Raw genomic sequence first — 11697 nt, forward strand, 5'->3', positions numbered from 1 at the left:
CCTTATCCAAATTTTCCTGAAATATAATCTTCTGTTTCCTTGTGTTGTGGGTTTAGGAACATCTTCTTGGTATCGTTAAACTCAATCAAATCTCCATCTAGGAAAAATCCTGTCTTGTCAGAGATACGAGAGGCTTGTTGCATAGAACGCGTAACCAAGAGCATGGTGTATTTATCTTTTAGACCATACAAGGTTTCTTCAATCTTACCAGCTGAGATAGGGTCCAAGGCTGAAGTCGGTTCATCCAAGAGAATGATTTTAGGACTAGTTGCCAAGACACGGGCAACACAGACACGTTGCTGTTGTCCGCCTGAAAGCCCGATAGCTGAATCATGTAGGCGATCCTTGACCTCATCCCAGATAGAAGCACGCTGCAAGGCTTTTTCTACTGCCTCGTCCAGAACCTGTTTGTCCTTAACTCCATTGATACGAAGCCCGTAAACAACATTTTCGTAGATAGACATAGGGAAGGGGTTGGGCTGTTGGAAAACCATACCGATTTCTTTACGCAATTCAACTGTATCTGTACGCGGGCTATAAATATTGTGACCGTTGTAAACCACCGAACCAGTTGTGGTCACCTCTGGATTGAGATCCCCCATGCGGTTGATAGCCTTTAGGAGGGTTGATTTCCCTGATCCAGATGGACCGATTAAGGCTGTAATTTCCTTAGGTTGGAAAGATAGGGAAACACTATTCAAGGCCTTTTTTTGATTGTAGTAAACGGACAGGTCTGACACCTGTAAAATCGCTTCTGTCATACTGTTTCCTTTCTATCCAAAGTGTCCTGTTACGTAGTCATTGGTTGACTGTAGTTTGGCATTTTGGAAAATATTAGAGGTCTTATCGTACTCAATCAAGTCACCCAAGTAGAAAAAGCCTGTGTAGTCACTAGCACGCGCAGCCTGCTGCATACTGTGGGTCACGATGATGATAGTAAAGTCCTTCTTCAGTTCCAACATAGTTTCTTCCAGCTGGGCTGTCGCAATCGGATCCAAGGCAGACGCTGGCTCATCCATCAAGAGGATATCTGGTTTAACAGAGATAGCACGAGCAATACAAAGACGTTGCTGCTGACCACCTGATAGGGTCAAGGCTGACTTGTGCAAATCGTCTTTGACCTGGTCCCAAAGGGCAGCCTGACGAAGAGAGGTTTCCACAATTTCATCCAAGACTTGCTTGTCCTTAACCCCTGCACGTTCATGAGCAAAAGTGATGTTGCGGTAGATAGACTTGGCAAAGGGATTTGGGCGTTGGAAGACCATTCCGATGTGCTTGCGCATTTCATAAACGTTGATTTCTGGACGGTTAACATCAATCCCTTGATAGAGGATTTGACCTGTTACCTTGGCAATATCAATGGTATCATTCATACGATTTAGACTGCGGAGGTAGGTTGATTTACCTGAACCAGAAGGGCCAATTAAGGCCGTAATTTTATTTTTTTCAAATTGCATATCGATGCCCTTGATGGATTCTTTTTTACCGTAGTAAACATGTAAATCCTTAGTAGAGAGGGCCACTTTCTCTTCAGGAAAGGTGATGATATGCTTTTCATCCCAATTATATTTTGACATGGCTTCTCCTTTAGGCAGCGGTTAATTTCTTATGTAGGTAACTTCCGAGTTTACGAGCTCCAAAGTTAAAGATGAGAATAAAGATGAGGAGCACGGCCGCAGAACCTGCTGACACGATGGTTCCATCAGGAATAGTACCTTCACTATTGACTTTCCAGATGTGGACAGCCAAGGTTTCTGCTTGACGGAAGATAGAGATTGGGCTGGTCACACTGAGAATATTCCAGTTAGACCAGTCAAGGGCTGGAGCAGATTGTCCTGCTGTATAGATCAAAGCAGCCGCCTCACCAAAGATACGACCAGAGGCCAAGACAACCCCCGTCACAATACCTGGTAGGGCTTCTGGAATGACCACATGGACAACTGTCTCCCAACGAGAAATCCCAAGGGCCAAACCAGCCTCACGCTGCGTATGGTGAACGTGTTTCAAACTGTCCTCAACATTTCGAGTCATCTGAGGCAAGTTAAAGACTGTCAAGGCCAAGGCACCTGAAATGATTGAAAATCCATACTCAAACTGAACTACAAAGATCAAGTAACCAAAGAGACCCACAACCACTGATGGGAGTGAAGACAAGATTTCAATACAAGTTCTGACAAAGTTGGTCACAGGACCTTTTTTGGCGTATTCAGCTAGGAAAATCCCAGCTCCCATAGACAAGGGCACAGAGATAATCAAGGTAATAACTAAGAGGAAGAAGGAATTATAAAGCTGAATTCCAATCCCTCCGCCTGCTTGGTAGGAAGATGATTTGCCAGTCAAGAAAGACCAAGAGATGTGGGGCAAACCACGAACCAAGATATAGAGAATCAAGGATGCCAAGATGGCCACAATAATCCCTGCAATCGAGTAGAGGACAGCTGTTGCAATTTTATCTAATTTCTTAGCGTGCATAGTTTTTCTTTCCTCTTTCTTTCGTAATCAATTTAATCACACTGTTGAAAGCCAAACTCATCAAGAGTAAGACTAGGGCCAGTGACCAGAGAACGTTATTGTCAACGGTTCCCATAACGGTATTTCCGATACCCATGGTCAAGACAGAAGTCAAGGTCGCAGCAGGTGTTGTTAGTGAAGTTGGAACAACAGCTGAGTTTCCGACCACCATCTGAATGGCCAAGGCCTCACCAAAGGCACGCGCCATCCCAAAGACCACTGCTGTGAAAATCCCTGAACGCGCAGCTTTCAAGGTCACGCGCCAGATGGTTTGCCAGCGAGTGGCTCCCATAGCCAAACTAGCTTCGCGGTAGTGACGAGGCACAGCACGCAAGCTATCAGTTGTCATAAAGGTTACCGTCGGTAAAATCATGACAAAGAGAACGAAAATCCCTGACAAAATTCCAAAACCAGTTCCACCAAAGACACTACGGACAAAAGGAACTACGACCTGCAAACCGATAAATCCATACACGACTGAAGGAATTCCGACTAGCAATTCAATGGCTGGTTGCAAGATTCTAGCACCTTTTGGTGAGACTTCAGTCATAAAGACTGCCGCACCAATGGCAAAAGGAGTTGCGATAAGGGCTGATAGGATTGTGACAATAAAGGAACCCAAAATCATAGGAAGGGCACCAAATTGTTTACCTGAAGGATTCCAAGTTTGGCCAAAGAGGAAATCAAAGATATTAACTCCATTGACAAAGAAGGTCGACAAACCTTTTTGGGCTACGAAAATCAAAATCATGGCCACAATGATGACAATCAAAGATAGACAGGCAAAGGTCAAGCCTTTTCCTAATTTCTCTAGACGAGAGTTCTTTGAGGGAGAAAGTAATTTTTTAGCTAATTCTTCTTGATTCATTATTGACTCCCTTCTAGTGCTGTCACCGTTCCTACAGCATCTTTTTCAACCTTCATTTCCTTGACAGAAATATAGCCCATTCCCTTAACAATTCCGCTTTGCGCTTCATCTGAGAGGACAAAGTTGAGGAATTCTGCCACCAATTCGTTTGGTTGTCCTAAGGTGTACATGTGTTCATAAGACCACAAAGGCCAGTTATTGCTTGTAACATTTTCTGCAATCGGCTCATAGCCATTCAACTTCATGCGTTTCACCGAGTCATCCACATAGGCAAAGGCTAGGTAAGAAATGGCTCCTGGTGTCTGGGAAACAATGTTTTTGACCATCCCATTTGAATCCTGTTCTTGACTCTGCACAGCAGACTGACCATCCATGATAACACTATCAAAGGTTGCACGTGAACCAGAACTTGCTGCACGGTTAATAATAGAAATGGCTAGGTCTTTCCCGCCGACTTCTTTCCAGTTGGTTACTTGACCTGTGAAGATGCTACGGAGTTGTTCTGTTGTCAGATTTTCAACGTCAACTTCCTTGTTTACAATCACTGCCAAGCCCGCTACGGCTACCTTATGATCCACTAGAGCGGATGCGTTGATACCGTCTTTTTCCTCGGCAAATACGTCTGAATTTCCTACGTCAACGGCTCCAGACTGAACCTGAGACAGACCTGTACCAGATCCTCCACCTTGGACGTTAACTGTTTTTCCAATGTGCATAGAGCCAAATTCATCTGCTGATGCTTCGACCAAGGGCTGAAGAGCCGTTGAGCCAACAGCTGTCATGGATTCCCCACGATCAATCCAGCTAGCACATCCCGCCAAAGAACCTGCTAGCAAAAGAGCCGCAAGGGATAGAGCGAGTTTTTTCCTTTTTTTCACTGTTTTTTCTCCTTGAAAATAATGGTGAATGCTGTGAATTTTTTCAACTATTTATTTATGTTTTTCTTTTTTAAAATTGGGAACCAACCGAAGTTGCTAGCTTAGTTTTACTAGAAATTTGCTCAGTTGCCTTCTCAACAAATTTTGACTTAAAATAAAAGACAATTTGAAAAAATCCATACTTCCACTATAACATAGACAAGCTACTTTGACTAGCATTTTCACTTGAATCTGAGGCCTTTTGGAAAATAATTTTTCAAAACATTTCCAGTCACCTTGGCAAAGCCCAAACCATTGCCTTGAACCAAAACTTGGTACCAACCATTTGGCAGACTTTCCGATAGCTGAACGGTTTCTCCAGCCGCATACTTTACAAACTCTTCTTGGTCAATTTCAACCGACTGTTTGACCTGACTTGGTTTCAAGGCTAGACCAAGAGCAAAACTAGGCTCAAAGCGTTTCTTCTTGAAGGTTCCCAGATGCAGTCCATTGCGAGCAATCTTGAGTTTCCCTAAATCTGGCAAGAGTTCTGGCAAAAGATAGAGTTGATCCCCAAAAGTCTGCAAAATCCCCCTTAGATTGACCTTCAAGTGTTTTTGGGCAAATTCCTGCCACAAGGTAACTTGTTCTCGGCTGAGATTACTCTTACTTGCCTTACATTTAGGTGCTGGATTATCACCCTTAAACTGTAGATGGGCTACAAACTGACCCTCTCCCTTAAAATGATGAGGGTACATCCGAGCCGTTTCTGGCAGGTCAATACCAGCTACCATTCCATTGATATGCTCAACTGGCAGCAAATCAAAATCATACTCTTTCAGCAACCAATTGACGATTTCTTCGTTTTCCTCGGGTGCCCAGGTACAGGTTGAATAAACCAAACGACCACCTTCAGCTAGCATGGTCACTGCATCTTCCAGAATTCCTCTTTGAAGACTGGCACATTGACTTGGATAATCTAAGCTCCAATAGTCCATAGCATCTGGTTGCTTACGAAACATTCCTTCCCCCGAGCAAGGGGCATCAAGAACGATTAGGTCAAAATAGCCTTTAAAGACCTTGGCCAAACGGTCAGCAGATTCATTGGTCACCACGACATTTGTCGCTCCGAAGCGCTCCATGTTTTCTACTAAAATCTTAGCCCGTTTGCTTGAAATTTCATTGGAAACCAGGAGACCTTCTCCTGCTAAATAGGCTACTAGTTGGGTTGATTTGCCACCCGGTGCAGCAGCCAGGTCCAAGACCTTCATACCAGGACTGGGCTGGGCTACCTGAGCCACCATTTGGGCAGCGGGTTCTTGCGAATAAACCAACCCTGTAGCATGCTCAGGCGATTTCCCTGAAACCTTTCCATAGTGGCCCCAAGGGGTTTGAGGGATGGCATCAGGAAAGGAAACCGGCGCCTCTTTTAAAGGATTGACCCGAAAGGCCGAAACCGCTTCCTCCTCAAAAGAGGCAAGAAAATCTCTTGCCTCGTCTCCTAGTATCTCTTTATATTTTTCAACAAATCCTTCTGGAAATTGCATTTAAGTTTTTTTCCTTTCGTAAATATAGGACTGGATTTCCTCCTGCATCTCAAGAGGCACCATCATGACAGGCTGTCTGGTTTGAAAATTAGGAGTTTCACCAGATAGGGTCACAACCCGATAGCCCAAACTTTCCCCTAAAATACTAGCCGCAGCATAATCCCATGGTTGCAGATAGGTGACATAGGTCAACAAACGCCCTGACAAAATCTTGGCAAAACTAATGGCCGCACTCCCATAGACACGAACACCGAGGACTGTACTAGCTAAATCAGCCAAACCCCATTCGTTGGTTTCCAGCATGCCACTATTCCCTGCAATGAGAAAATCTCCAAGTGGTTTTGCTTTAAAAGGAGCAAGGGGCTTATCGTTTAGACAAACTGGAAAGGATCCACCACCGTGATAACAATCTCCTTTGACCACATCATAAATGAGACCAAACTGCCCCTGACCATTTTCAAAATAAGCCATCATAACAGCAAAATCTTCCTGCTGGGCTACAAAGTTATTGGTACCATCAATTGGATCAATGACCCAAACCTTGCCCTCTTGAACCGAGGCTCGCAGACAACCTTCTTCAGCACAAATTTTATCCTCAGGATAACGAGATAAAATCTCACCAACCAATAGCTCTTGAACTTCCTTGTCCAGTCTGGTCACCAAATCTGTTGGAGAGGACTTGGTCTCAACACACAAGTCTTCCTGCATGTGGTCAAGGATGTACTGGCCTGCTTTCTTAATTAGCTCTTTAGCAAATTCAAACTTACTTTCCAAGAGAAATCTTTCCTTCCCCTTTTTCCTTAGCCGCCTGAACTGCTCGGTAAAGCGAATAGCCACTCACTGTTTCAAATTCTCGTCCCAAACGTTTCTCTTCGCTCTTACTTGGCACGACCGCCTTGAATCCCTTATAGGATTCCAGTAACTTTTTAGCCTCTACCTTGCCTTCATAGGCAGCTTCAACATCATTAAAAAAAGAAAGCACTGAAGCAAGTTCTTCAGTGCTCCACGATAAATCTAGTGGGTAACTATACTGTTTGTTCATTAACTAATACCAGCTCTCATTCTTGCTTCTTTTAGTTCTTGCTTACGGTAACTACGAGGGAGAAAAGCACGAATCTCATCTTCATTAAAACCGATCTGCATACGTTTGGCATCGATAATAATTGGACGACGCAAAAGACTAGGATACTGCTCAATCAAATGAAGCAATTCTGATACCGAAATACTTTCTACATCAATATCTAATTTTTGAAAAATTTTTGAACGAGTTGAAATGATGTCATCAGTACCATTTTCGGTCAAGGAAAGGATGTGTTGCAATTCTTTTCTTGTTAAAGGACTGGTCATAATATTGTGTTCCTCAAAGGGCACCTTATGTTTTTCTAACCAGGCCTTTGCCTTACGACATGAAGTACAGCTCGGTGATAGAAATAGTGTAATCATGCTTTTCTCTTCTTATCTATACTTTGCTACTTCTATTATACACAAAAATAAAGCGCTTGACTAGAGATTTTTAGAAAAAAAGCCTATTTTTCAAGAAAAATAGACTGTTTGCGAACGATTGATAGATTTTGATTTTAATTAATTCATTCTTGACAATAGTTTCGAATCACATACCTAACTTATTTACTCAAAATAAGAACATCTTTAGTATTATTTCCTACGACTTTTCAGATAAAGATAGCCAAAGAAGCTTTCATAGAGGGCAAAAAAGAGGAGGAAGGCATGGAGGAAAAAGGTCTCTGGTAAAATCAGAATCACTGGATCCTTTGCTGGGTCAAAAAGCCAGGTATCATCTCCCACAAAGAGAATTTGATGGAAAAGAGTAAAGAACTGGTCAAAACCAATCAAAACTCCCCCAAGCCCAATCAGTAAAGGTAAAACCACTAGAACGAAAAGCCCTTTACTAAATAGAGACAAGAAGCCCTTTTTCACAATCCCTTTGACAAAGAAATAGAAACTTGGCAGTGTCACTAGAGCAACTAGCTGCACCAAGTGAAAGAGGTTCTTGACCACCGCAAAGTGGTGCAGACCGGCTGCTGACGAACGAAAATCAGGCATCTGCAAGACCTGACTAAAAGGATTGGTTAGGTAATTCATCAAAATCTGAAAGTTGTATTGAATGGTTTCTGGTTTTAGATAGACTCGATTCGTTAAGTTCAACCACTGAATCTCCATAGGATAAAAGACCCAAGCCAGATAGATGGTCAGAAGGATTGAGAGTGAGAGGAGAAAGAGCATAGAGCTCCAAAAGGTCAATTTAGTTTTCATCAAAATCCCACTCCGCAAGGCTAGAAACCACATGAGTCGGTGCGATTGGTAGGTCCGCTACTTCTTCTTCCTTGGTAAAACCTGTCGTCACCAAGAGCGTTGGAATGCCATTGTCAATCCCTGCCCGGATATCAGTTAGGTAGTTGTCTCCGACCATGATTAACTCTTCACGTTCCAAACCTAAGTGCTCAACCGCCTTGTCCATAATGATGGCATTTGGTTTCCCAATATAAACAGGCTTCACACGTGTTGCTACTTCAAGCAGCGTAATCAGTGAACCAGCACCTGGCAAAAGACCGCGTTCTGTCGGGATGTTTAGATCAGGATTGGTTCCGATAAAGTGAGCTCCCTTTTGGATAGCCAGAGTTGCTGTCGCAAATTTTTCATAATCAACTTGCCAGTCCAGGCCTACTACCACATAGGCAGGATTTTTCTTGTCTTCGACATAACCAGCCGCCTTGATGGCTTCCTTGAGCCCTGCTTCTCCAATAACATATACCGTCTTTTCAAGCCCCAAGTCATTCATATAATCGATAGTTGCCAAAGTCGCTGTGTAGACGGTCGATAGGGGCGTATCGATATTAAATTTCTGAGCCAACATTTCTTGAACGCTCTCCGGAGTACGGGTTGTATTATTGGTCACAAAGAGATAGGGAATGTCCTGCTTTTGCAATTCATGGACAAAAGCCTCCCCCGCTGGGATTCTATCTTTCCCCTTATAAATGGTTCCGTCTAAATCAATTAAATAGCCTTTATATTTCATCTATTTCTCCCTAATTCTTTTTTATTTCTTGCCAAGTGATGATAGCTTGGGCATTAGTAGCCCCGTCACTTGTAATCTCATGCTTACTTTCCAGTCCAGTCCGTTCAACAGCCGATGTAATAACCCCACCTGGTCGAACTTCCTTGACATACTTGAGGTTGATTTTCTTGGGAATATACTGGGTCAAAAAATCCGCTCCCATCACTTCAAAAATCCAGTCCAAGTATTTACTGTTATTGACATGGCCATTCATATCCAAGTCGTAAAAACGAACATGGTAATCCTTGCTGACTGCCTCTTCCAAAGGCTCATACTTTGGTCCGCGGATAAGTTTTTTATCAAAATCAGACTGATACGGAGCCACAATTTCAGGTTCGACAGCATGGACTTTTCGACTATCTCGATCCATGAGAACAAAGGTCGCCATCATATGGATAAGCTCCTGCCCTGATTCATCATAAATGGTAAAGCGACGATAGCAAAAGAGTCGATTGTAGCTCAGGGCTTCCGTCTCGATAGTGATTTCTTCCGCAAAACGAGGCAAACGAACCACCTCAATATCATAGTCTGTGATAATCCAGACAAGATTATAGTCTTCCAAAATGGTCTTATCACTAACTCCCAACTCAATCGACTGCATCCCTGAAACTTGTAAGGAAAGCAAAATCACATCTGGAAGTTTGATATGACCGTTCATATCAGCCATATCAAAAGGAATTTTCATTTTCATTTGATAAGTTAAGCCCATGATCCTACTCCAAAATAAATCGTTCTGCTACGGTGTCTCCTAAAAAGAGACCTCTTTTTGTCATGCGAACTCGGTCACCCTCTATTTGCATGAGACCTTGTTGAACCAAATCTCTGACAATTTCTCCATAAAGTCCATCGAAAGATCGTCCAAATTTTTCCTTAAATCGCGCCATGGAGACTCCTGATTTCTTGCGAAGGCCCAGGAACATTTCTTCTTCCATTTGCTCTTTTTGGCTCAGGTGTTCTTCTGTAATACGAGCATTGCCTTCCTCAACTGCACTGAGATAATGACGAATGGGACCATGATTTTTATAGCGCACTCCATTGACATAGCCAGAGGCCCCAGCACCAATGCCATAGTATTCAGCATTGTCCCAGTACATGAGATTGTGGCGACTTTCAAAACCGGGTTTGGAGAAATTAGAAATCTCATAATGCTCAAAGCCTGCTCGCTCAAGCTCAGTGATGATGTACTCAAACATCTCCGCTTCCAGTTCCTCCTTAGGCAGAGGCAATTTCCCTCGTCGCATACGGTTCATAAAGACCGTATGATTTTCCAAAATCAAGCTATACAAACTCATATGAGGAATGTCAAGTCCAATGGCCTTAGCCACATTTTCCTTGACCTGCTCCATGGTCTGACCAGGCAGTGCATAAATCAAATCGATGGAGATATTGTCAAAACCAGCCAGTTTCAGACGGTCGATATTTTCATAAATATCCTTCTCCAAATGACTGCGCCCAATCTTTTTCAGCATCTTATCATCAAAGGTCTGCACACCTAGCGAAACACGATTGACAGCCGAGTTCTTCAACACAGCTATCTTATCCGCATCCAAGTCGCCTGGATTAGCCTCAATGGTCAACTCCTCTAAGACAGACAAGTCCAAGTTTTTAGTTAAGCCATTCAAGAGCACTTCTAGTTGCTGTGCTGACAGGGCTGTTGGTGTTCCACCTCCGATATAGAGAGTTCGCAACTTTTGAATATCATAAGATTGAAACTCTTCTAACAGATGTTCCAAATAGCTATCTACCGGCTGATTCTTGATAAAAACTTTTGAAAAGTCACAATAATAACAAATCTGGGTACAAAATGGGATGTGCACATAGGCTGACGTTGGTTTCTTCTGCATAGTACTTATTATACCACAAAAGCGAACAATACTTAGAATTCCGTTTAACAAAATCCTAGCATTGTTCGCTTTCTTTATCTAATCATTCTTTGTATTTTATGACGAACACGATTCCCAGAACCAATCTAGTTTGTCTTTACAATACAAAAGAATGAATGTTCATTTGACTAAATTTTTAGTCTTCTTTTTTCTTGCGAGCTACAAGTCCAAATCCACTCAATAGTCCAAGAAGTCCTAGAGATGCAAGAGTCGCATTTGATTCTGTTCCTGTATTTGGCAATACATTTTGAGAATCATTTGACTTAGCTCCATTATCCATAGTAGTCTTAGTATCTTCATAATTTGCATTCGAAGTAACCGTTACAGTGACTGGGATTTCTTCCGTTGAGCCGTCTGGATAACGTACAAGAACTTTACCTGTAATCTTATCTCCTGGTTTCGCTCCTTCTGGAATAGTTACAGTAACTTTTCCATCTTTATCTACTGTGATGACTCCTGGTTGATCACTTTCAAAGGTTGTACCAGCTGGAATCTTCTTACCAGATTCTTCTGTTAATGGAATTTCAACCTTAGAACCTGGGTTGCCATGGCCATCTTCATACTTCGGTGTGTAGATATCTTTATCTTGTTCACCTACTGTTACAGTGACTGGGATTTCTTCCGTTGAGCCATCTGGATAACGTACAAGAACTTTACCTGTAATCTTATCTCCTGGTTTTGCTCCTTCTGGAATTGTTACTGTGACTTTGCCATCTTTATCTACTGTGATGACTCCTGGTTGATCACTTTCGAAGGTTGTACCAGCTGGAATCTTCTTACCATTCGCTTCTGTTAATGGAATTTCAACCTTAGTTCCTGGTTTGCCATTGCCATCTTCATACTTCGGTGTGTAGATATCTTTATCTTGTTCACCTACTGTCACAGTGACTGGGATTTCTTCCGTTGAGCCATCTGGATAACGTACAAGAACTTTACCTGTAATCTTATCTCCTGGTTT

14 protein-coding genes are annotated in these 11697 nt (G+C 42.6%); all 14 read right to left on the minus strand.

Features of this window, described 5'->3' with window-relative positions; all coding sequences use genetic code 11:
• Nucleotides 1–2 precede the first annotated feature (2 nt).
• Nucleotides 3–761, minus strand: coding sequence for a phosphate ABC transporter ATP-binding protein PstB (gene pstB / locus OCF96_RS01930; protein WP_000133484.1), 759 nt, complete (start codon nt 759–761; stop codon nt 3–5).
• Nucleotides 762–773: 12 nt separating this feature from the next.
• The gene (gene pstB, locus OCF96_RS01935) at nt 774–1577 is read right to left on the minus strand and encodes a phosphate ABC transporter ATP-binding protein PstB (protein ID WP_020900241.1); all 804 of its coding nucleotides are present in this window, start codon (nt 1575–1577) and stop codon (nt 774–776) included.
• 10 nt (nt 1578–1587) lie between these two features.
• Nucleotides 1588–2472 (minus strand): phosphate ABC transporter permease PstA, encoded by an 885-nt coding sequence (gene pstA / locus OCF96_RS01940; protein ID WP_000543046.1) that lies wholly within the window; start codon nt 2470–2472, stop codon nt 1588–1590.
• The gene (gene pstC, locus OCF96_RS01945; protein WP_001070903.1) at nt 2462–3379 is read right to left on the minus strand and encodes a phosphate ABC transporter permease subunit PstC; all 918 of its coding nucleotides are present in this window, start codon (nt 3377–3379) and stop codon (nt 2462–2464) included. Before pstC ends, pstA begins: the two co-directional genes overlap by 11 nt.
• Complete coding sequence (locus OCF96_RS01950) at nt 3379–4257, minus strand: phosphate ABC transporter substrate-binding protein PstS family protein (RefSeq protein WP_261445616.1); 879 nt, start codon at nt 4255–4257, stop codon at nt 3379–3381. Before OCF96_RS01950 ends, pstC begins: the two co-directional genes overlap by 1 nt.
• Before the next feature lie 221 nt (nt 4258–4478).
• Nucleotides 4479–5783 carry an RsmF rRNA methyltransferase first C-terminal domain-containing protein gene (locus OCF96_RS01955; protein WP_261445619.1) on the minus strand — a complete coding sequence of 435 codons (1305 nt, stop codon included), beginning with the start codon at nt 5781–5783 and terminating at the stop codon, nt 4479–4481.
• Nucleotides 5784–6557, minus strand: coding sequence for an inositol monophosphatase family protein (locus OCF96_RS01960; protein ID WP_261445621.1), 774 nt, complete (start codon nt 6555–6557; stop codon nt 5784–5786).
• Nucleotides 6547–6825: a UPF0223 family protein gene (locus OCF96_RS01965; protein ID WP_120718646.1), complete on the minus strand. Its 279-nt coding sequence runs from the start codon at nt 6823–6825 to the stop codon at nt 6547–6549. Before OCF96_RS01965 ends, OCF96_RS01960 begins: the two co-directional genes overlap by 11 nt.
• Nucleotides 6825–7226 carry a Spx/MgsR family RNA polymerase-binding regulatory protein gene (locus OCF96_RS01970; RefSeq protein ID WP_000631254.1) on the minus strand — a complete coding sequence of 134 codons (402 nt, stop codon included), beginning with the start codon at nt 7224–7226 and terminating at the stop codon, nt 6825–6827. Before OCF96_RS01970 ends, OCF96_RS01965 begins: the two co-directional genes overlap by 1 nt.
• 210 nt (nt 7227–7436) lie before the next feature.
• Nucleotides 7437–8054 (minus strand): TIGR01906 family membrane protein, encoded by a 618-nt coding sequence (locus tag OCF96_RS01975; RefSeq protein ID WP_261445627.1) that lies wholly within the window; start codon nt 8052–8054, stop codon nt 7437–7439.
• On the minus strand, nt 8044–8817 hold the full coding sequence (locus OCF96_RS01980) for a TIGR01457 family HAD-type hydrolase (RefSeq protein ID WP_261445629.1): 774 nt from the start codon (nt 8815–8817) through the stop codon (nt 8044–8046). The genes OCF96_RS01975 and OCF96_RS01980 overlap by 11 nt, the downstream gene beginning before the upstream one ends.
• Nucleotides 8818–8827: 10 nt before the next feature.
• Entirely contained in the window at nt 8828–9565 is a 738-nt protein-coding gene (locus tag OCF96_RS01985; RefSeq protein WP_261445632.1) for an acyl-[acyl-carrier-protein] thioesterase, read from the minus strand.
• A gap of 4 nt (nt 9566–9569) precedes the next feature.
• On the minus strand, nt 9570–10700 hold the full coding sequence (gene hemW / locus OCF96_RS01990; protein ID WP_261445640.1) for a radical SAM family heme chaperone HemW: 1131 nt from the start codon (nt 10698–10700) through the stop codon (nt 9570–9572).
• 175 nt (nt 10701–10875) lie between these two features.
• On the minus strand, nt 10876–11697 hold an 822-nt coding region (locus tag OCF96_RS01995; RefSeq protein WP_261445642.1), incomplete at its 5' end, for a YPDG domain-containing protein.

Source organism: Streptococcus mitis (assembly GCF_946190065.1).
Taxonomy (GTDB): Bacteria; Bacillota; Bacilli; order Lactobacillales; family Streptococcaceae; genus Streptococcus; species Streptococcus mitis_DE.